This window comes from Pseudomonas sp. S3E12 (assembly GCF_001702295.1).
GTDB lineage: Bacteria > Pseudomonadota > Gammaproteobacteria > Pseudomonadales > Pseudomonadaceae > Aquipseudomonas > Aquipseudomonas marginalis.
Window position 1 is genome coordinate 346,399 of sequence record NZ_MBDT01000022.1, and the last position, 19,583, is coordinate 365,981.

19 protein-coding genes are annotated in these 19,583 nt (G+C 60.6%); 16 read left to right on the forward strand and 3 right to left on the reverse strand.

What is annotated here, in order from left to right; genetic code table 11:
* Positions 1–270 precede the first annotated feature (270 nt).
* On the forward strand, positions 271–891 hold the full coding sequence (locus BB029_RS20965; protein ID WP_065940636.1) for a hypothetical protein: 621 nt from the start codon (positions 271–273) through the stop codon (positions 889–891).
* 131 nt (positions 892–1,022) lie between these two features.
* On the opposite strand, the gene aceK is transcribed toward BB029_RS20965, so the two are convergent.
* Positions 1,023–2,744, reverse strand: a complete 1,722-nt coding sequence (gene aceK, locus BB029_RS20970) for a bifunctional isocitrate dehydrogenase kinase/phosphatase (RefSeq protein WP_065940637.1) — start codon at positions 2,742–2,744, stop codon at positions 1,023–1,025.
* A 404-nt stretch (positions 2,745–3,148) separates the two neighbouring features.
* On the opposite strand from aceK, the gene BB029_RS20975 reads away from it, so the two are divergent.
* Positions 3,149–4,759, forward strand: coding sequence for a methyl-accepting chemotaxis protein (locus BB029_RS20975; protein WP_371914628.1), 1,611 nt, complete (start codon positions 3,149–3,151; stop codon positions 4,757–4,759).
* 52 nt (positions 4,760–4,811) lie between these two features.
* The gene (locus tag BB029_RS20980) at positions 4,812–5,696 is read left to right on the forward strand and encodes a DMT family transporter (protein WP_065940639.1); all 885 of its coding nucleotides are present in this window, start codon (positions 4,812–4,814) and stop codon (positions 5,694–5,696) included.
* 30 nt (positions 5,697–5,726) lie between these two features.
* Here BB029_RS20980 and BB029_RS20985 read toward each other — a convergent pair whose 3' ends face one another.
* Positions 5,727–6,587 (reverse strand): DMT family transporter, encoded by an 861-nt coding sequence (locus BB029_RS20985; protein ID WP_065940640.1) that lies wholly within the window; start codon positions 6,585–6,587, stop codon positions 5,727–5,729.
* A 425-nt stretch (positions 6,588–7,012) separates the two neighbouring features.
* Here BB029_RS20985 and BB029_RS20990 point away from each other — a divergent pair, with 425 nt between their 5' ends.
* Both BB029_RS20990 and BB029_RS20995 read left to right on the forward strand, forming a co-directional pair.
* On the forward strand, positions 7,013–7,804 hold the full coding sequence (locus BB029_RS20990) for a CPBP family intramembrane glutamic endopeptidase (RefSeq protein ID WP_065940641.1): 792 nt from the start codon (positions 7,013–7,015) through the stop codon (positions 7,802–7,804).
* A gap of 104 nt (positions 7,805–7,908) precedes the next feature.
* On the forward strand, positions 7,909–9,474 hold the full coding sequence (locus BB029_RS20995; RefSeq protein ID WP_065940642.1) for a PAS domain-containing methyl-accepting chemotaxis protein: 1,566 nt from the start codon (positions 7,909–7,911) through the stop codon (positions 9,472–9,474).
* A 93-nt stretch (positions 9,475–9,567) separates the two neighbouring features.
* Here the strand turns inward: BB029_RS20995 and BB029_RS21000 are convergent, their stop codons facing one another.
* A complete protein-coding gene (locus tag BB029_RS21000; protein ID WP_065940643.1) occupies positions 9,568–10,260 on the reverse strand; it encodes an alpha/beta family hydrolase in 693 nt (230 codons plus the stop codon).
* A gap of 79 nt (positions 10,261–10,339) precedes the next feature.
* Between BB029_RS21000 and ccoN (BB029_RS21005) the strand changes: the two genes are divergently transcribed.
* The 11 genes from ccoN (BB029_RS21005) to ccoG all read left to right on the forward strand — a co-directional run bounded on the left by ccoN (BB029_RS21005) (position 10,340) and on the right by ccoG (position 19,573).
* The gene (gene ccoN / locus BB029_RS21005; RefSeq protein ID WP_065940644.1) at positions 10,340–11,764 is read left to right on the forward strand and encodes a cytochrome-c oxidase, cbb3-type subunit I; all 1,425 of its coding nucleotides are present in this window, start codon (positions 10,340–10,342) and stop codon (positions 11,762–11,764) included.
* 10 nt (positions 11,765–11,774) lie between these two features.
* Positions 11,775–12,383 (forward strand): cytochrome-c oxidase, cbb3-type subunit II, encoded by a 609-nt coding sequence (gene ccoO, locus BB029_RS21010; protein ID WP_065873836.1) that lies wholly within the window; start codon positions 11,775–11,777, stop codon positions 12,381–12,383.
* Between the two features lie 3 nt (positions 12,384–12,386).
* Positions 12,387–12,587, forward strand: coding sequence for a cbb3-type cytochrome c oxidase subunit 3 (locus BB029_RS21015; protein WP_027603735.1), 201 nt, complete (start codon positions 12,387–12,389; stop codon positions 12,585–12,587).
* Positions 12,584–13,531 (forward strand): cytochrome-c oxidase, cbb3-type subunit III, encoded by a 948-nt coding sequence (gene ccoP, locus BB029_RS21020; RefSeq protein WP_065940645.1) that lies wholly within the window; start codon positions 12,584–12,586, stop codon positions 13,529–13,531. The genes BB029_RS21015 and ccoP (BB029_RS21020) overlap by 4 nt, the downstream gene beginning before the upstream one ends.
* Before the next feature lie 350 nt (positions 13,532–13,881).
* Positions 13,882–15,324, forward strand: coding sequence for a cytochrome-c oxidase, cbb3-type subunit I (gene ccoN / locus BB029_RS21025; RefSeq protein ID WP_027603733.1), 1,443 nt, complete (start codon positions 13,882–13,884; stop codon positions 15,322–15,324).
* Positions 15,324–15,932, forward strand: coding sequence for a cytochrome-c oxidase, cbb3-type subunit II (gene ccoO, locus BB029_RS21030; protein ID WP_003193167.1), 609 nt, complete (start codon positions 15,324–15,326; stop codon positions 15,930–15,932). The genes ccoN (BB029_RS21025) and ccoO (BB029_RS21030) overlap by 1 nt, the downstream gene beginning before the upstream one ends.
* Before the next feature lie 6 nt (positions 15,933–15,938).
* Entirely contained in the window at positions 15,939–16,124 is a 186-nt protein-coding gene (locus tag BB029_RS21035) for a CcoQ/FixQ family Cbb3-type cytochrome c oxidase assembly chaperone (RefSeq protein ID WP_003193169.1), read from the forward strand.
* Positions 16,121–17,098, forward strand: coding sequence for a cytochrome-c oxidase, cbb3-type subunit III (ccoP, locus tag BB029_RS21040; protein WP_027603732.1), 978 nt, complete (start codon positions 16,121–16,123; stop codon positions 17,096–17,098). The genes BB029_RS21035 and ccoP (BB029_RS21040) overlap by 4 nt, the downstream gene beginning before the upstream one ends.
* A 175-nt stretch (positions 17,099–17,273) precedes the next feature.
* Positions 17,274–17,528: a type II toxin-antitoxin system Phd/YefM family antitoxin gene (locus tag BB029_RS21045; protein WP_027603731.1), complete on the forward strand. Its 255-nt coding sequence runs from the start codon at positions 17,274–17,276 to the stop codon at positions 17,526–17,528.
* A complete protein-coding gene (locus BB029_RS21050; protein ID WP_065940646.1) occupies positions 17,528–17,938 on the forward strand; it encodes a type II toxin-antitoxin system VapC family toxin in 411 nt (136 codons plus the stop codon). Before BB029_RS21045 ends, BB029_RS21050 begins: the two co-directional genes overlap by 1 nt.
* Positions 17,939–18,145: 207 nt before the next feature.
* A complete protein-coding gene (gene ccoG / locus BB029_RS21055) occupies positions 18,146–19,573 on the forward strand; it encodes a cytochrome c oxidase accessory protein CcoG (protein WP_065940647.1) in 1,428 nt (475 codons plus the stop codon).
* Positions 19,574–19,583 lie beyond the last annotated feature (10 nt).

Sequence of the window (19,583 nt, forward strand, 5' to 3'; positions counted from 1 at the left end):
CAACGAATCCTCGAAACCCGCCGCCCTATGAACACCCTCCGAGCTATGAGCAAGCAACAGGTACGCAGCATTCGACCAGTAATAGCCGTGCTTCATCCACGCCGGCCACCAACCTGACGGCGAATAGAATCTCGCAATATCATTCTACAAGCCAGGCCATTCGAGGAATGAACTTCATGAGTAACTTGTAAAATATCGGCCCGGTTGCGCGGCGCAGCCTCCCCAAGAAAACACTGAGACGTCCTGTACATCAGCTTTAAAGGAGATTTTATGCCTATTGATTCTAACTCTAACCCGAGCAGCGGCTCCTATAGCTATCAGAACCGATACTCCGACAAACACCAGAACATCGCGCCTGAAAACCCTTCAAAACAAGGCTCCTGGTTCCAGACGTCCAGCCGCGCCGATACATCGCAGCCGCTGGTGGACAAAAAGCCCTATTCCGCGTTGAGTTCGTCCCAGCAAAAACAGCTTGACCAAGCCAGGGCAACCAAAGACAAGCTGAAACAACTACGGCTTGATTTCCCGATAAATGCCATGCCCAAAGAGGTTTACAAGCCCTCTACCACCGTGCTGAAACAGCAAATTAAAAAGCTTGAGGCTACCCCTCAAAGCAAAAACCCACTGCAAAAATTCAGTGATTACCGAGATAATAAGAAAACCGACAAAGCGTTTATCAAGGAAATGGGGGCATTGTATAAACAATCTCGCGATGCTTATAACCATAGCACCGACCCCATCGAAAAAGAGCGTGCGCTCAATCTCACGGACGAACTGACGGCGATGGGTCGTAACCAACCCTGGTTTAAGGCTGTAAGGGCAGAAAATCGCAACGAGAAGGGCGTTAACTTCAGAAGCCAGGGAGGACATACCACCGGTTTTAAAATTTAAGGAACCTTCCTGAACATCCACACGTTCTGCTCTTATGTTGTTACCAACGAATAAGCCAGATCCCCCTAAGCGCTAAAGTTGCACATACCAAAACTACTGCGGGCGGATGGTTGCAAAACATTCGCCCGTTTTTATGAGTGATCACGCTCTCTGCGTCGATACGGAAACACATCAATCACCTTCCCCGCGCGAATAGCGTCCTGCAAACCTTTCCAGTAATCGGCGTTGTACAACTCGCCGTGCAGCTCATCGAACAACTTGCGCTGGCCGGCATCGGCGAACAGGAACGGCGGGAATTCTTCCGGGAATACATCCAGCGGGCCGATGGAATACCAGGGCTCGGACGCCATTTCGTCCTCGGGCGTACGCGGCGCGGGGATGTGGCGAAAGTTGGCCTCGGTGAGAAAGCAGATTTCGTCATAGTCATAAAACACTACGCGCCCGTGACGGGTGACGCCGAAGTTCTTCAGCAGCATGTCGCCGGGGAAGATGTTCGCTGCCGCCAGTTGCTTGATCGCCAGGCCGTAGTCTTCCAGGGCTTCGCGCACCTGGGCGGGGTTGGCGTGCTCCAGGTAGAGGTTGAGCGGGGTCATGCGCCGTTCGGTCCAGCAGTGGCGGATCAGCACGGTGTCGCCTTCCACTTCGACGGTGCCGGCGGCGACGTCCAGCAGTTCCGCCAGGCACTCGGGCTCGAACTTGCCCAGGGGAAAGCGGAAGTCGGCGAACTCCTGGGTATCGGCCATGCGCCCGACGCGGTCGACGCTTTTGACCAGGCGGTACTTCTCGATCACCGTGGCGCGGTTGACGTTTTTCGACGGTGAAAAACGGTCCTTGATGATCTTGAACACGGTGTTGAAGCCCGGCAGCGTGAACACGCTCATGACCATGCCACGCACGCCGGGGGCCATGATGAATCGATCGTCGGTGGTGGCCAGGTGATTGATCAGCGCGCGGTAGAACTCCGACTTGCCGTGTTTATAGAAACCAATCGAGGTGTACAGCTCGGCGATGTGCTTGCCCGGCAGGATGCGTTTGAGAAAGCCGATGAATTCCGCCGGCACCGGCACGTCGACCATGAAGTAGGAACGGGTGAACGAAAAGATGATCGACACCTCGGCCTCGTCGGTGATCAGCGCATCGATCTGGATGCCCTGCCCTTCGCGGTGCAGCAGCGGGATCACCAGGGGCCATTGTTCGTCGCGGGTGTAGATGCGCCCGACGAGGTAGGCACCTTTGTTGCGGTAGAGCACCGAGGAAAACAGCTCGACCTTAAGGTCCGGGTCCTTGCACACCCAGTCCGGCAGGTTTTCCCGCAGTTGGGCTTCGAGGCGATGCAGATCGGCTGCCAGATCGGCGTAGGGCTCGCTGAAACGATAGTCGGCAAAAATCTGCGCGAGCATCTCGGGAATCTGGCCGGCGGGCGCGTAGGTATGGGTTTGTGCCGCCCGTGCCCGGCGCAGGCTCGGCCGCGTGGTGTGGATGAACATGCAGCCGTCGCTGATCAGGTCATGGCTGAACAGGCCACAGAAGATCGAGTTGTACCAGGTCTCGGACAGCTCATCGTCAAAACGCAGGTCGATCAGGCCGATATAGGCGCTTTTCACCAGCGGCCAGAGGTCAATGTCGAGCAATGCGCTGCCCTCGAAGTTCGCACGCAGGCGCACGCTGACTTCACCGACCTTGTCTTCGTACAGGTTGATCCGCGCCGCCGACGCCGCCTGCCCCTGTTGCCACTGGGCCTTTTCGAAACGCTCGCGGGCGCCATCGGTGATCTGGCGAAAGTGTTCGCGGTAATCGTCGAAGCCTTCGAGGATGGTGCGGGCGATAGCGAGGGCAGGCGTGGATAGCGACATGCAGGAAACCTCGAGCGGGCATCGGGAAGCCCTGAGCTTAGCCAGTGTACGCAGGCAGGAGAAGGGTCATTTTTTGCACTGACTTGTACAGCTCTGTTCATTTCGTACATTTATTTTCAATTTTTTAATTCGACCATCCGGTCAATAAACGCACCTCACAGTCGATCCGCGTTTGATCCACAGGCCTTGAGCGCCGTGGCCTGGCAGGTAGAAGCCGAAAAACCGCCAACCAGAACGGCCGCGGGTCCTCCATAGGGCTTTGGATCCAACTAAGGGAAACCCCGATTACTACCTTGATGGCACTTTGATATATAGCGCGCCCTCTCCCACCCTAACAAGGTCCGAAGACCGATCCGGGAGCAGGTTCTAATCGCCCAAGGAGCATTGAGATGTCATTGAGGAATATGAGGATCGGTCTGCGTGCCAGTCTGAGTTTTGGGGTTTTGGCCAGCTTGCTGGTGATTGTGGGAATGTTTGGCCTGGGCCAGATGGCCAAGCTGCGGGAAAGCGCGCTGGTCATTGAACAAACCTGGATGCCGAGCATCGAGAATATCCATGACAGCGCAGCCTTGGTGGCCACTGTCCGCCTGGAGTCCCTGCGCCTGGTGAGCACCGACGAATCTCGCGTGCGTGACACCAGCAGAGGCCTGATCAGCCGCACCAGCAGCGAACTGCAAGCCCTGCTCGATCGTCATGAAACCTTGCTGAGCAATGACGAAGAGCGCGAACTGCTGAAAACCCTCAAGGCCAATGTCGCGACGTACCTGGCCATCGTCGGGCAGATGGTCGCGCTGGTGGACAAGGATCAACAGCAAGACGCCCTCGACCTGCTCGTCAGCCGCCTCGCCCCCCAGGGCACGATCCTGAGCCAGAGCCTGGAAAACCTGATCGTCTTTAACCAGAACGGCGTCGAAGCGGCGGCCGATTCGGCCGCACAGATGTATTCGAGCGCACAGTGGATTGTCGGCCTGATTATCGCAGTCGCCCTGATCGCCACCTTGCTGCTGGCCTGGCTGCTGACCCGCAGCATCACCGCGCCGATCGGCCAGGCCCTGAACGTGGCGCGCACCATCGCCGCCGGCGACTTGAGCCAGCCGATCGTGGTGCGCGGCCATGACGAACCCGCGCAATTGCTGAGCGCCCTGGCGACCATGCAAGCGCAGCTGCAGACCACCATCCGAGGCATCAGCGAATCGGCGCAGCAACTGGCTTCCGCCGCCGAAGAAATGAGCGCGGTGATGGAACAAAGCACCCGCGGCCTGCAGGCGCAGAACGATGAAATCGAGCAGGCTGCCACCGCCGTGACCGAGATGAGCACGGCAGTGGACGAGGTCGCGGGTAATGCGGTGTCCAGCGCCGAGGCGTCCCAGGCTTCCGATGAAGACAGTAAGCACGGCCACTACCAGATCAGCGAAACCATCAGTTCGATCCAGAACCTGGTAGACGAAGTGCTCGGCGCCTCGAACAAAGCCGAAGGCCTGGCGCTGCAAGCCCAGGACATCAGCAAGGTGCTGGAAGTGATCCGTGGCATCGCCGGGCAAACCAACCTGCTGGCGCTCAACGCCGCGATTGAAGCGGCGCGTGCCGGTGAAGCCGGGCGAGGGTTTGCGGTCGTCGCCGACGAGGTGCGTTCGCTGGCACAGCGCACCCAGGACTCCACCGAAGAAATCGAACAGATGATCACCGGTATCCAGCAAGGCACCCAGGCCACCGTCGAGGCGCTGAACAGCAGCGCCGAGCACGCCGGCCAGACCTTGCAACGGGCCAACAGCGCCGGCAGTGCCCTGGAAAAAATCACCGCCGCCATCTCGCAGATCAGCCAGCGCAACCTGGTGATCGCCAGCGCCGCCGAGCAACAGGCGCTGGTAGCGCGCGATGTGGACCGCAGCCTGGTGAACATCCGCGACCTGTCCACCCAAACCGCCGCCGGCGCCACCCAGACCTCGGCCGCCAGCCAGGAACTGTCGCGCCTGGCGGTGGACCTGAATGGGCTGGTGACGCGGTTTGTCCTGTAATCAGTGAAGGCGGCGTGCAACACTCGCCGCCTTATTGATGTAGGAGTGTTCCGTGAGGCCTGTTGACACCCTTTACCTGCTGGGACTCGCCGCTATCTGGGGCGCGAGCTTTCTGTTCATGCGCATCATCGCGCCGGAAATCGGCACGGTGCCGACCGCATTTTTCCGCGTATCGATTGCCGCCGCCGGGCTATTGGTGATCCTCGCGATGGCGCGGGTGCGCTGGGATTTCCAGGGCAAGTTCAAGACGGTCCTGTTGCTGGGGGTGATCAACTCGGGGATCCCGGCGACCATGTATTCGGTGGCCGCCCAGGTACTGCCGGCGGGTTACTCGGCGATCTTCAATGCCACCACGCCGTTGATGGGGGTGTTGATTGGCGGGCTGTTTTTCAGCGAACGCCTCACCCCGTCGAAAATCGCCGGGGTGTGCCTGGGTCTGTTCGGTGTAGGCGTGCTGACCCGTGCGGGACCGGTGGCGTTTGACCTGGAATTATTGATGGGCGCACTGGCTTGCCTGTTGGCCACCACCTGTTATGGCTTTGCCGGGTTCCTCGCCAGGCGCTGGCTGGACCAGCGCGGCGGGCTGGACAGTCGTCTCGCGGCCCTGGGCAGCATGCTGGGCGCGACCCTGTTTCTGCTGCCGTTGTTTGCCTACAGCGCAATCAGCCATCCGCCGGCGAGTTGGGGTGGCTGGCAGGTCTGGTCGTCGCTGCTGGGGTTGGGGCTGGTGTGTACGGCGTTTGCGTACGTGTTGTACTTTCGGCTGCTCACCGCGATTGGGCCGGTGAGGTCGATGACCACCACCTTCCTGATCCCGCCGTTCGGCGTGTTGTGGGGGGCGTTGTTGCTCGACGAGCCGTTATCGATGGCGCATTTATATGGCGGCGTGTTGATTGCCGGGGCGTTGTGGCTGGTATTGCGGCCTCGAAAACCGTAGGCGCCGGCTGGCCGGCACCTACGGGGGGCATCAGTTTTTGCGGAACACGAAGACCAGCCCAATGATGATCAAGCCCATCCCCAACAGGCTCAGCATCGCGAGCCGATTGCCGAAGATCAGGTAATCCATCACCGCCGTCACTGCCGGCACCAGGTAGAACAGGCTGGTGACATTCACCAGGTTGCCCCGGGCGATCAGGCGGTACAGCAACAGCGTTGCCAGCAACGACACCACCAGGCCCATCCACAGCACCGGGAGGTAAAAGCCGGCGTTGTGTTCAACGTGGAACGACTGGAACGGCACGAACACCGAACACAACAGCAGCCCCGCCAGGTACTGCACCGGCAGGGTGCCGAGGGGGTTGTCGGTGATGCGCTTTTGCATGATCGAGCCGAAGGTCATGCTTGCCAGGGCCAGCAGCCCGAACAGCATCCCGGCCAGGGACATGCCCGCCAGCCCGATGCCTTGGTAGACCACCATGATCAGCCCGGCCAAGCCCAGACTCAGGCCGAACATCCGGCGCCAGGATCGCTGGCGCTCCATCAGCACCACGGTGAGGATCGGCTGCACCCCCATGATGGTCGCCATGACGCCGGGGGTGACGCTGAGGTCCAGGGCCAGCAGATAGAAAATCTGATAGGCCCCCAGCAATACCAACCCGGTTGCCGCCGCGTACAACACGGGCTTGCCGCGACGCGGCAGTTTCAACCGCAGGACCGGCACCAGGATCACCAGCCCCGCCAGGGCGATGGCAAAACGGATCAGCAGGAAGGCGAAGGGCGAAGCATGGGCCAGGCCCAGTTTGGAGAAGATCGCCCCGCTGCTCCACAGCAGGACAAACAGGCTCGTCGAGGCCGCCGCGGCCACGGAGTGTTTCGAAAGAACGGACATGGTTACCACCTGTAATCAGGCAAAAAAAGCCGATTCAGCCGCAGAGGCTGAAATTCAGTAGTTTTTTTCAGGCAGGCAGAGCGGGCACAGCAACGTGCCGATCAGCCCGAAATGCCAACACCCGGCGGTGATACGACTGCGTACACCGGCGTGCTACTGACAGGTGGGGGGTAGTGACTGATCTGCACAGGCTGCTTGTTCGCGCACGGCACGCGCACAGCGTTGACCGCTGAATCGACTACCGCTATGCGCAGGGAAGCTGGCATGTGCTGATCTTTTTGAAGGAATAAGGACGCAAGGACTATAACCAGCCGATGACATGTTTTGCAATCACTTGCCCAAGCCCTTTTGCGGGGAGGCGTTTTCACGTTTCGGCGCGCAGGTCATCGCTATAATGCCGACCGGTTTTTTCCAAGGATTCCTCCATGCTCCCACTGCCCTGGCTGTACCTGGCGCTTCTTTCCATCGGCTATGTGCTGGCCTTGGCCTACGGGCAACTGGGCGTACTGGCGCTGGTGTCCGTCGCCCTGCTGTTGATCGCCGGCTATGCCGTACGCCAGCAGCGCACGCCGTGGGCGCGTTACCTGGGTCACGGGCTGTTTATCGTGTTGGCGCTAGGCCTGGCGATGCACTGGCTGCCGGGGTTCCATAACGGTCGCGGCATTGCCCCGCAGCGCTTCACCCCCGATGCCGTGCCGTTCTCGATGTACCTGAACCTGGACAAGCCGTTGATTGGTTTCTGGTTGCTGCTGGCCTGCCCGTGGATTGTGGCGCGGCGTTCGTTGCGCCTGTGGATCTGCGTCACCGCGTTGGTACTGACCCTTACCGCCATTGTCGCGCTGGGTGGCGCAGCCTTGCTGGGCGTGATCAGTTGGGCGCCGAAATGGCCGGACCAGGCCTGGCTGTGGATGCTCAATAACCTGTTGCTGGTGACCCTGGTGGAAGAAGCCCTGTTCCGTGGCTACATTCAAGGCGGCTTGAGCCGACGCTTCAAACAGCTGCCCTACGGGGAAAACCTCGCGCTGCTGCTGGCATCGCTGCTGTTCGGCCTGGTGCACGTGGGTGCGGGGTGGCAATGGGTGCTGCTGGCGGGCATCGCCGGGGTCGGTTACGGCCTGGCGTATCGGTTTGGCGGGCTGGGTGCGGCGATTGCCACGCACTTTGGCTTGAATCTGCTTCACTTCGGGTTGTTTACCTATCCGATGCTGGCGGGTTGATATCCCCTCGAGGAATGACCAACCTGCCGGATTGTTGCAAAAATAAGTTAAATAAACCCCCGTTACCGCCGATACCCAATGAAAGCCTTGCGGATTGAACAATCATGCGTAATAACCAGCCCGTTACCCAGCGCGAACGTACCTTCCCCGCTCAGCAACGGTTGATCTCCACCACAGATGCCAAAGGCGTGATTACCTACTGCAATGACGCGTTCGTCGAAATCAGTGGGTTCTCTCGCGACGAACTGGTGCGTGCCCCGCACAACCTGGTGCGTCACCCGGACGTGCCAGCGGCCGTGTTCGGGCATATGTGGACCACGCTCAAACAAGGCTTGCCATGGATGGGCATCGTTAAGAACCGCTGCAAGACGGGCGATCACTACTGGGTTAACGCCTATGTGACGCCGGTCTTCGAAGGCAACCAGGTGGTCGGCTACGAATCGGTGCGCATCAAGCCCACCGCCGAGCAGATCCGTCGTGCCGAAGCGCTCTACCAACGCATCAACCAGGGCAAGTCGGCCGTCCCCCAGCGGGACAAGTGGCTGCCGGTGTTGCAGGACTGGCTGCCGTTTATCCTGATCAGCCAGTTGAGCTTCATGATCGGTGCGTCGCTCAACTCCCACTGGGGCTTTGCCCTGGCGGCGGGTTTGTCGGTGCCATTGGGGCTGCTGGGCCTGAGCTGGCAACAGCGCGGCCTCAAGCGCCTGCTGCGCCTGGCCGAGCAGACCACCTCCGACCCGTTGATCGCGCAGATGTACACCGACAGCCGTGGTGCCCAGGCGCGTCTGGAGATGTCGATCCTCAGCCAGGAGGCACGTCTGAAGACCTGCCTGACGCGCCTGCAGGACACTGCCGAGCACCTCAACGACCAGGCGGCGCAGTCCAATACCCTGGCGCATAACAGCTCCAGCGGCCTGGAACGCCAGCGTGTGGAAACCGAGCAGGTGGCCACGGCGGTCAACCAGATGGCGGCGACCACCCAGGAAGTGGCCAGCCATGTGCAGCGCACGGCCGATGCGACCCAGGAAGCCAATCGCCTGACCGGTCGCGGTCGCGATATTGCCGGGGAAACCCGCGAGGCGATTCAGCGTCTGTCGGTGGCCGTGGGGGAAACGGGCGTGACCGTCACCCAACTGGCCAAGGACAGCGACGAGATCGGCGGCGTAGTCGACGTGATCAAAGGCATTGCCGACCAGACCAACTTGCTGGCGCTCAACGCCGCCATTGAAGCGGCGCGAGCCGGTGAGATGGGCCGTGGGTTTGCGGTGGTCGCCGATGAAGTGCGCCAACTGGCGCAGCGCACGGCTGAGTCGACCGGGCAGATCCATGCCCTGATCGCCAAGCTGCAGCAAACCGCTGCCGCCGCCGTGCAAACCATGGATGCCGGGCATCGCCAGGCCGAAGAGGGTGTGGCGCGGGTGATGGAGGCGGACCAGGCGTTGGTGGGCATCAGTGAAGCGGTGGCGCATATCACCGACATGACCACCCAGATCGCGGCGGCCACCGAAGAGCAAAGCTCGGTGGCCGAAGAGATCAGCCGCAATATCAGCACCATTGCGCTGTTGGCGGACCAGACCTCGGAGCAGGCGTTGAACTCGGCGCAGTTGAGTGAAGAGCTGACGCATACGGCGAATACCCAGTATTCGTTGGTCGAGCGTTTCAACCGGTAGACCGATATCGGGAGCAAGCCCCCTCCCACAGTTAACCGCGTACATCCCTTGGAATGCGGTCGAATGTGGGAGGGGGCTTGCTCCCGATTGGCCCTAACAGGCGCTGAGAAACTCAGCCACCTGCACGGCCGCAGCCTCCAAATGCTGCTCATGCGTAAACCCCGAAGCCTTCAACGGCTTCAAGTCGTGATCCCCCGCCACCAGCCACATCACCTCGATGCTCGGCGACAAATCATAGCCCTCCACCGCCCCCCGATTGCCGAGGGCATCCCGTTCGCCCTGCACGATCAGCGTCGGCGTGCTCAGCCCGGCCAAATGCTCGACCCGTGGTTTCTCCGGTTTGCCCACCGCATAGAACGGATACCCCAGGCACACCAGCCCGTCGGCGGCCAATTCGTCCGCCAACAGACTCGCCATGCGCCCGCCCATGGACTTGCCGCCAATGGCCAGTTTCCCAGCGACATGACGTCGCACCTCGGCATACACCCCGCGCCAGGCTTCCAACAGTCTTGGCGCCGGGTTGGGTGGGCGTTTGCCGCCGTCCACCCGGCGCTGGGCCATATAGGGAAACTCGAAGCGCAACACGTTGACGCCATGCCCGGCAAGGCGTGCAGCCATGTCGTTCATGAAGGATGAGTCCATCGGTGCGCCGGCGCCATGGGCCAGGATCAACGTCACGCAATCACTCGAAGCACGGCCCGACGCGACATCCCAAAGCCACCCGTGTTCCCGCACACACTGCGCCCATTGATCCCCGTCAATACTGGCCTTGTGCTCTTTGCCCATGCTTGCCTCGCTATTCAGTCTGCCTATAACTCCAGCCCAAGTGCCGCATTTGCTTGGGTTGAACCGTGGATGGGGAACCATGAACACTACTTTAAGTACCGCCTATAACTACAAGGTGGTCCGCCAATTCGCCATTATGACGGTGGTGTGGGGCATCGTCGGCATGGGGCTCGGGGTTTTTCTCGCCGCCCAATTGGTTTGGCCCGCGCTCAACTTCGACTTGCCCTGGACCAGCTTCGGCCGCCTGCGCCCATTGCACACCAACGCGGTGATCTTCGCGTTCGGTGGCTGTGCGCTGTTCGCCAGCTCCTTCTACTCGGTGCAGCGTACCTGTCAAACGCAGCTGTTCGCGCCGAAAATCGCCGCGTTCTGCTTCTGGGGCTGGCAACTTGTCATCCTCCTGGCCGCGATCAGCTTGCCCCTGGGCTACACCAGCTCCAAGGAATACGCCGAGCTGGAATGGCCGATCGACATCCTGATCACCATCGTCTGGGTGGCCTACGCCATCGTGTTCTTCGGCACGGTGATGAAGCGCAACACCAAGCACATCTACGTCGGTAACTGGTTCTTCGGTGCGTTCATCATCACCGTGGCGATCCTGCACATCGTCAACAACCTGGAAATCCCGGTCAGCCTGACCAAGTCCTACTCGCTGTATGGCGGTGCGACGGATGCCATGGTGCAGTGGTGGTATGGGCATAACGCGGTAGGCTTTTTCCTCACCGCCGGTTTCCTCGGGATGATGTACTACTTCGTGCCGAAACAGGCCGAGCGCCCGGTGTATTCCTATCGCCTGTCCATCGTGCACTTCTGGGCGCTGATCACCCTGTACATCTGGGCCGGCCCGCACCACCTGCACTACACCGCGCTGCCGGACTGGGCACAGTCCCTGGGCATGGTGATGTCGCTGGTACTGCTGGCACCGAGCTGGGGCGGCATGATCAACGGCATGATGACCTTGTCGGGTGCCTGGCATAAGTTGCGCAGCGACCCGATCCTGCGTTTCCTGGTGGTGTCCCTGGCGTTCTACGGCATGTCGACGTTCGAAGGTCCGATGATGGCGATCAAGACCGTCAACGCCCTCTCCCACTACACCGACTGGACCATCGGCCACGTACACGCCGGCGCCCTCGGCTGGGTAGCGATGATCTCCATCGGCGCGCTGTACCACATGATCCCGAAAGTCTTCGGTCGCGAGCAGATGTACAGCCTCGGCCTGATCAACGCGCACTTCTGGCTGGCCACCATCGGCACCGTGCTCTACATCGCCTCGATGTGGGTCAACGGCATCGCCCAGGGCCTGATGTGGCGTGCGATCAACGAAGACGGCACCTTGACCTACTCCTTCGTCGAAACCCTGGTGGCCAGCCACCCAGGCTTCATCGTGCGGCTGGTGGGCGGTGCGGTGTTCCTCAGCGGCATGTTCCTGATGGCTTACAACACATGGCGCACCGTGCGCTCGGCACAACCTGTCGAAGCCGCCCCTGCCGCGCAGATGGCCTGAGGAGTCAGTGATGAAACACGAAACGATTGAAAAGAACGTCGGCCTGCTGATGCTGCTCATGGTGCTCGCCGTGAGCATCGGCGGCCTGACCCAGATCGTCCCGCTGTTCTTCCAGGACGTGACCAACAAGCCGGTCGAAGGCATGAAGCCCTACACCGCGCTGCAACTGGAAGGCCGCGACATCTACATCCGCGAAGGCTGCGTACAGTGCCACTCGCAGATGATCCGCCCGTTCCGCGCCGAGACCGAGCGCTACGGCCACTACTCGGTGGCCGGTGAAAGCGTGTGGGACCACCCGTTCCTGTGGGGCTCCAAGCGCACCGGGCCTGACCTGGCACGCGTTGGCGCACGCTACTCGGACGACTGGCACCGCGCGCACTTGTACAACCCGCGCAACGTCGTGCCTGAGTCGAAAATGCCGGCCTACCCGTGGTTGGTCACGGCGGCGGTCGACAGCAGCCACACCGAGACCAAGTTGAACGTGATGCGCACCCTCGGCGTGCCGTACACCGACGACGACATCAGTGGCGCCGTGGCCAGCCTCAAGGGCAAGACCGAAATGGACGCGCTGGTTTCGTACCTGCAAGTACTCGGCACTGCCATCAAGAGCAAGAGGTGAGCCATGGGATTTGAATTCGATGCGGGCACCATCCGCGGCCTTGGCACGCTGGTGGTCGCCATCGCCTTTATCGGCCTGTCGCTGTGGGTGTTCAACAACCGGCGCAATGCGGAATTCGAGCAGGCGCGCCTGCTGCCCTTCGCCGATGAACCCTCTCCAACCGACGCTCAAGAAGAGCCTGTAACAAGGAGCAACCGGCCATGACTACCTTTTGGAGTACATGGATCTGCGTACTGACCCTCGGCAGCCTGATCGGCCTGACCTGGCTGTTGATCGGTACCCGCAAGGGCGAGACCAAGGGCAGTGTCGACCAGACCATGGGCCACGCCTTCGACGGTATCGAGGAATACGACAACCCCCTGCCCCAGTGGTGGTTCATGTTGTTCGCCGGCACCCTGGTGTTTGCGGTCGGCTACCTGGTCCTCTATCCGGGCCTGGGCAACTGGAAAGGCGTGTTGCCGGGCTATGAAGACGGCTGGACCTCGGCCAAGGAGTGGGACAAGGAGATGGCCAAGGCCGACACCAAGTTCGGACCGATCTTCGCCAAATTCTCGGCCATGCCCGTGGAACAAGTCGCGAAAGACCCGCAAGCGTTGAAAATGGGCGGCCGTCTGTTCGCCTCCAACTGCGCGGTGTGCCACGGCTCGGATGCCAAGGGCGCATTCGGCTTTCCCAACCTGGCTGATAACATCTGGCGTTGGGGCGGTTCGGCCGAAGCGATCAAGACCACCATCATGAACGGTCGCCACGCGGCGATGCCGGCCTGGGGTGACATGCTCGGCGACGACGGCGTGAAAAACGTCGCCGCCTATGTGCGCCACGACCTGGCCAAGTTGCCATTGCCGGCCGACAGCACCGCCGACCTGGCCGCAGGGCAAGCCGCATTCAACACCACCTGCGTGGCCTGCCATGGTCCGCAGGGCCACGGCATGGAAGCCATGGGCGCGCCGAACCTGACCCTGCCCGCCGGTTACATCTACGGCACCAGCCTCGCGCAATTGCAGCAGACCATTCGCCACGGCCGCCAAGGCCAGATGCCTGCCCAGGAAGTGCTGCAGGGCAACGACAAAGTGCACCTGCTCGCCGCCTACGTTTACAGCCTGTCCCATAACGCTGATGGCGCAACGCCAGAAAGCCCAGCCCAGTAACACCTGACTGCCGCCCCAATCTGGGGCGGCAGCTCTACCGCGCTACGCGACCAAGTGTCGCACCCTTCCAAAGCACACCTTTCCCCTCCTGCCATTCGGGTCTACGCTTGCTTGCACAGCGGACCGATCCTGGCGTACGCGACGACAGTCGTTGCGACCCCCGAAATTTCCTGTCCACTCGATCAGCTTTCGATTTGGGATTTTATCCTTACGCCAAACATGGAAAGGGCGCAGAATCTGGCGTGGAACGCATTGACACAGGTCAGCCTTGCGTTGCAATGGCCCCTTGCTTTCTACATACTTGCGGCCGAATTTTACCTATAAAAAAACCTAAACCGTGGAACCTTAGAATGAGCACAGCAATCAGTCCGACTGCTTATAACTATAAGGTAGTCCGCCAGTTCGCCATCATGACGGTGGTCTGGGGGATCCTTGGCATGGGGCTCGGGGTGTTCATCGCCTCGCAACTGGTGTGGCCGGAATTGAATTTCGGTCTGCCATGGACAACCTTCGGCCGCCTGCGCCCGCTGCACACCAACCTGGTGATCTTCGCCTTCGGCGGATGTGCATTGTTTGCCACCTCCTACTATGTCGTGCAGCGAACCTGCCAGACGCGACTCATCTCCGACAGCCTCGCGGCCTTCACCTTCTGGGGTTGGCAAGCGGTCATCGTCGGCGCCATCGTCACCTTGCCGCTGGGCTACACCACCACCAAGGAATACGCCGAGCTGGAATGGCCGATCGCGATTCTGCTGGCCATCGTCTGGGTGACCTACGCAGTGGTGTTCTTCGGCACCATCGTCAAGCGCAAGACCAAGCACATCTATGTGGGCAACTGGTTCTACGGGGCCTTCATCCTGGTGACGGCGATGCTGCATATCGTCAACCACGCCTCGTTGCCGGTCAGCCTGTTCAAGTCCTACTCGGCCTACGCCGGGGCGACGGATGCGATGATCCAGTGGTGGTACGGCCACAACGCCGTAGGTTTCTTCCTCACCACCGGTTTCCTGGGGATGATGTACTACTTCGTGCCCAAACAGGCCGAACGGCCTATTTACTCGTATCGCCTGTCCATCGTGCACTTCTGGGCACTGATCACCCTGTACATCTGGGCCGGCCCGCACCACCTGCACTACACCGCGTTGCCGGACTGGGCCCAGTCCCTCGGCATGGCGATGTCGATCATCCTGCTGGCCCCGAGCTGGGGCGGCATGATCAACGGCATGATGACCCTGTCGGGCGCCTGGCATAAGCTGCGCACCGACCCGATCCTGCGCTTTTTGGTGGTGTCCCTGGCGTTCTACGGCATGTCGACCTTCGAAGGGCCGATGATGGCGATCAAGACCGTCAACTCGCTGTCCCACTACACCGACTGGACCATCGGCCACGTACACGCCGGCGCCCTCGGCTGGGTAGCGATGATCTCCATCGGCGCGCTGTACCACATGATCCCCAAACTGTTCGGCCGTGTGCAGATGCACAGTGTCGGGCTGATCAACGCGCACTTCTGGCTGGCCACCATCGGCACCGTGCTCTACATCGCCTCGATGTGGGTCAACGGCATCACCCAGGGCCTGATGTGGCGTGCGATCAACGATGACGGCACCCTCACCTACTCCTTCGTCGAAGCGCTGCAAGCCAGCCACCCTGGTTTCATCGTCCGCGCCCTGGGGGGTGCGTTCTTCGCCAGCGGCATGCTGTTAATGGCCTACAACGTCTGGCGCACCGTGCGTGCCTCGGACCCGGCAGAAGCCGAAGCCGCCGCCAAGATCGCCGTTGTGGGAGCCCACTGATGAAGCATGAAGTAGTCGAGAAGAATATCGGCCTGCTGGCCTTCTTCATGGTCATCGCCGTGAGTATCGGCGGCCTGACCCAGATCGTTCCGCTGTTCTTCCAGGACGTGACCAACAAGCCGGTGGAAGGCATGAAGCCACGCACCGCCCTTGAGCTGGAAGGCCGCGACGTCTACATCGCCAACGGCTGTGTCGGCTGCCACTCGCAGATGATCCGCCCGTTCCGTGCCGAAACCGAACGCTACGGCCACTACTCGGTCGCCGGTGAAAGCGTGTGGGACCACCCGTTCCTGTGGGGGTCCAAGCGCACCGGCCCGGACCTGGCCCGTGTCGGCGGGCGTTACTCCGATGACTGGCAACGTGCGCACTTGTACAACCCGCGCAACGTGGTGCCTGAGTCGAAAATGCCGGCGTATCCGTTCCTCGTGGAAAACAAGCTCGACGGCAAGGACACCGCGAAGAAGATGGAAGTCCTGCGCACCCTGGGCGTGCCCTACACCGACGAAGACATCGCCGGTGCAGCCGCAGCCGTGAAGGGCAAGACCGAAATGGACGCATTGGTGGCCTACCTGCAAGGCCTGGGCACCATCATCAAAAGCAAACGGTGATTCTTCATGGATATCGGGATGATTCGAGGCCTGGGCACCGTCGTGGTGATGGTGGCCTTTATCGGCCTGGCGCTGTGGGTGTTCAGTCCCCGGCGCAAGTCGGAGTTTGACGACGCGACCATGTTGCCCTTTGCGGATGATCCCGAAGCCATCAAGCACGTCGAGCAAGCTTCTAGGAGTAACAAAGAATGACTACGTTCTGGAGTCTGTACGTCACAGTCCTCAGCCTGGGTACCATCTTCGCCTTGACCTGGCTGCTGCTGTCGACCCGCAAGGGCCAGCGCGCCGAGCAGACCGACGAGACCGTCGGCCACTCGTTCGACGGCATCGAGGAGTACGACAACCCGCTGCCCAAGTGGTGGTTCATGCTGTTCGTCGGCACCATCGTCTTCGCCCTTGGCTACCTGGTGCTCTACCCCGGCCTGGGCAATTGGAAAGGCCTGCTGCCAGGCTACAACTACCTCGACAACGACAAGCAAACCCCATTCGCCAACGGCCAGACCGGCTGGACCGGCGTGCACGAATGGGAAAAGGAAATGGCCAGGTCGGACGCCAAGTTCGGGCCGATCTTCGCCAAATTCGCGTCGATGCCGATTGAAGATGTCGCCAAGGACCCGCAGGCCTTGAAGATGGGCGGGCGCCTGTTCGCCTCCAACTGTTCGGTGTGCCACGGCTCCGACGCCAAGGGCGCCTACGGTTTCCCCAACCTGACCGACGCCGATTGGCGCTGGGGGGGCGAACCGGCCACCATCAAGGAAACCATCATGAAGGGCCGCCATGCCGTCATGCCGGCCTGGCTGGACATCCTCAAGGAGCAAGGCGTCAGCGACGTTGCCGCGTTCGTCGTCACCAACCTCGACGGCCGCAAGCTGCCGGAAGGCGTGAAAGCCGATGTGGCCAACGGTGAGAAACTCTTCGCCGCCAACTGCGTGGCCTGCCACGGCCCGGCCGGCAAAGGCACCCCCGCCATGGGCGCTCCGGACCTGACCCACCCGGGTGCATTCATCTACGGTTCGAGCTTCGCCCAACTGCAGCAGACCATCCGTTGGGGCCGCCAGGGCCAGATGCCTGCTCAGGAGCAACTGCAAGGCAACGACAAGGTGCACTTGCTCGCGGCGTATGTTTACAGCTTGTCCCATGGGGATAAGAAGGCCGAAGAGCAGTAAGGCTCTCGGAAACAAAAGAGCCCCGCCCAGCGAAAGCTGGCGGGGCTTTTTCATTTCCAAGGCCGTGACAACCCCATGGGAAAAGCACGTTGACCGCTTGTAGTTTTAAGCTTGTGGCTGGCAAAGGTGAAGTAGTAACGTAACTACATTCAACCCGCTCCAGGGGAGGCGCACCATGACTTTCACCACCATTTCCAGTCGCGAATTCAATCAAGACACAAGCGGTGCCAAAAAAGCCGCTCGCCAAGGCCCGGTTTTTATCACCGATCGCGGCAAGCCTGCCCATGTACTGCTAAGCATTGAGGACTACCAAAAGCTGACAGGTCTCAATGCCAACATCGTTGACCTGCTGGTGATGCCGGAAGCGGCCGATATCGACTTTGAAACCGAACGTGCCGTGATCACTCATCGACCCGTGGACCTCTCTTGATGTATCTACTCGACACCAACGTGATCTCTGAACTGCGTAAACCCCAGGCTGATGCAAACGTGGTCGCCTGGGCCAAAAGTGTCATCGCACCGCGTATGTTTATTTCGGCAATCACCCTGAAAGAATTGGAAACCGGGGTCTTGTGCATTGAGCGGCGCGACGCGGCTCAGGGGAAGGTGTTGCGAACCTGGCTCAAGCGTCATGTGATGCCGGCCTTTGATGCCAGAATCCTGCCCGTTGATGCTGCAGTCGCGTTGCGTTGCGCACACTTGCATGTGCCGGACCGCGCCAATGAACGTGACGCATTAATTGCCGCGACCGCGCTGGTGCATGGGCTCACAGTTGTCACGCGCAACGTCAGCGACTTCAAATCCAGTGGCGTTCCACTGATCAATCCTTGGGACGAATGACCGCTTCCTCCACGAAAACCGTCCATACTTCCCAAGTCAATTGATCCAGGTCACGTACACCATCAATTGATTTCCCCCAACGCGACCAAAGGTCGCACCCTTTGAGCACCATCGGGGGCGTATCATTACGCCACTGCAAGACCCTTAATTTGACCCCGGTTGGCACGTACTGGCCGAGGCAAATCTCCACCGCCGTGGGATGCAATGATGAGCAACCAGATACCGGTACATGACGTTACCCCGCCTGCCAAAAACGCCAGCAGTGCTGACACCAAGACTGTCGACCTGTACGCCTCGCGCGAAAAAATCTACACCCGCGCCTTCACCGGCCTGTTCCGCAACCTGCGGATTCTCGGCGGCGCCGGTCTGTTCCTGCTCTACTTCGGCACGGTGTGGCTGAACTGGGGCGGCCACCAGGCGGTGTGGTGGAACCTGCCGGAACGTAAGTTCTTTATTTTCGGCGCGACCTTCTGGCCCCAGGACTTCATCCTGCTGTCGGGCATCCTGATCGTCGCGGCGTTTGGCCTGTTCTTTATCACGGTGTACGCCGGCCGCGTATGGTGCGGGTATACCTGCCCGCAAAGCGTGTGGACGTGGATCTTCATGTGGTGCGAAAAGGTCACCGAAGGCGACCGCAACCAGCGCATCAAGCTGGACAAGGCGCCCATGGGGGCCAACAAGTTCCTGCGCAAATTCAGCAAGCACACGCTGTGGCTGTTGATCGGTTTTGTCACCGGCATGACCTTCGTCGGCTACTTCTCGCCGATCCGCGAGCTGGTGTTCGACTTCTTCACCGGCCAGGCCGACGGCTGGTCGTATTTCTGGGTCGGCTTCTTCACCCTCGCCACCTATGGCAACGCCGGCTGGCTGCGCGAACAGGTGTGCATCTACATGTGCCCGTACGCACGCTTCCAGAGCGTGATGTTCGACAAGGACACTCTCATCGTTTCCTACGATCCACGCCGTGGCGAAGTGCGTGGCCCGCGTAAAAAAGGCACCGACTACAAGGCCCAGGGCCTGGGGGACTGCATCGACTGTACGATGTGCGTCCAGGTATGCCCTACCGGTATCGACATCCGCGACGGCCTGCAAATCGAGTGCATCGGTTGCGCCGCCTGTATCGACGCCTGCGACACCATCATGGACAAGATGGAGTACCCGCGCGGCCTGATCAGCTACACCACCGAGCACAACCTGTCGGGGCAGAAAACCCACAAGTTGCGCCCACGCCTGATCGGTTACGCCCTGGTGTTGCTGGCGATGATCAGCCTGTTGGCCGGGGCGTTCTTCATGCGTTCGCTGGTGGGCTTCGACGTGAGCAAGGACCGCGTGCTGTACCGTGAAAACGCCGAAGGGCGTATCGAAAACGTCTACAGCCTGAAGATCATGAACAAAGACCAGCGCGATCACACCTACGTGCTCGACGCCGCCGGCCTGCCGGACCTCAAGCTGCAAGGCCGACGTGAAATCAGAGTGGCGGCGGGCGATATCGTCAGCATGCCGGTGGAGCTGTCGAGTGCGCCGGAGCAACTGCCGTCGAGTACCAACGAGGTGAAATTCATCCTCACCGATGCCGATGACGCCAGCGTCCATGTTGAAGCCAAGAGCCGATTCATCGGCCCACAAGTTCGATAACGAGAGAACT

What these genes read in the sequence shown, in the direction of transcription:
- BB029_RS21050 (WP_065940646.1), top strand. Translation starts at nt 17,528, where the DNA reads ATGTATCTACTCGACACCAACGTGATCTCTGAACTGCGTAAACCCCAG.
- BB029_RS21000 (WP_065940643.1), bottom strand. Translation starts at nt 10,260, where the DNA reads ATGGGCAAAGAGCACAAGGCCAGTATTGACGGGGATCAATGGGCGCAG.
- BB029_RS20995 (WP_065940642.1), top strand. Translation starts at nt 7,909, where the DNA reads ATGCGTAATAACCAGCCCGTTACCCAGCGCGAACGTACCTTCCCCGCT.
- BB029_RS20985 (WP_065940640.1), bottom strand. Translation starts at nt 6,587, where the DNA reads ATGTCCGTTCTTTCGAAACACTCCGTGGCCGCGGCGGCCTCGACGAGC.
- aceK (WP_065940637.1), bottom strand. Translation starts at nt 2,744, where the DNA reads ATGTCGCTATCCACGCCTGCCCTCGCTATCGCCCGCACCATCCTCGAA.
- ccoN (WP_027603733.1), top strand. Translation starts at nt 13,882, where the DNA reads ATGAGCACAGCAATCAGTCCGACTGCTTATAACTATAAGGTAGTCCGC.
- ccoP (WP_065940645.1), top strand. Translation starts at nt 12,584, where the DNA reads ATGACTACCTTTTGGAGTACATGGATCTGCGTACTGACCCTCGGCAGC.
- ccoG (WP_065940647.1), top strand. Translation starts at nt 18,146, where the DNA reads ATGAGCAACCAGATACCGGTACATGACGTTACCCCGCCTGCCAAAAAC.
- BB029_RS20965 (WP_065940636.1), top strand. Translation starts at nt 271, where the DNA reads ATGCCTATTGATTCTAACTCTAACCCGAGCAGCGGCTCCTATAGCTAT.
- ccoP (WP_027603732.1), top strand. Translation starts at nt 16,121, where the DNA reads ATGACTACGTTCTGGAGTCTGTACGTCACAGTCCTCAGCCTGGGTACC.
- BB029_RS21015 (WP_027603735.1), top strand. Translation starts at nt 12,387, where the DNA reads ATGGGATTTGAATTCGATGCGGGCACCATCCGCGGCCTTGGCACGCTG.
- BB029_RS21035 (WP_003193169.1), top strand. Translation starts at nt 15,939, where the DNA reads ATGGATATCGGGATGATTCGAGGCCTGGGCACCGTCGTGGTGATGGTG.
- ccoN (WP_065940644.1), top strand. Translation starts at nt 10,340, where the DNA reads ATGAACACTACTTTAAGTACCGCCTATAACTACAAGGTGGTCCGCCAA.
- BB029_RS20990 (WP_065940641.1), top strand. Translation starts at nt 7,013, where the DNA reads ATGCTCCCACTGCCCTGGCTGTACCTGGCGCTTCTTTCCATCGGCTAT.
- BB029_RS21045 (WP_027603731.1), top strand. Translation starts at nt 17,274, where the DNA reads ATGACTTTCACCACCATTTCCAGTCGCGAATTCAATCAAGACACAAGC.
- BB029_RS20975 (WP_371914628.1), top strand. Translation starts at nt 3,149, where the DNA reads ATGAGGATCGGTCTGCGTGCCAGTCTGAGTTTTGGGGTTTTGGCCAGC.
- ccoO (WP_065873836.1), top strand. Translation starts at nt 11,775, where the DNA reads ATGAAACACGAAACGATTGAAAAGAACGTCGGCCTGCTGATGCTGCTC.
- ccoO (WP_003193167.1), top strand. Translation starts at nt 15,324, where the DNA reads ATGAAGCATGAAGTAGTCGAGAAGAATATCGGCCTGCTGGCCTTCTTC.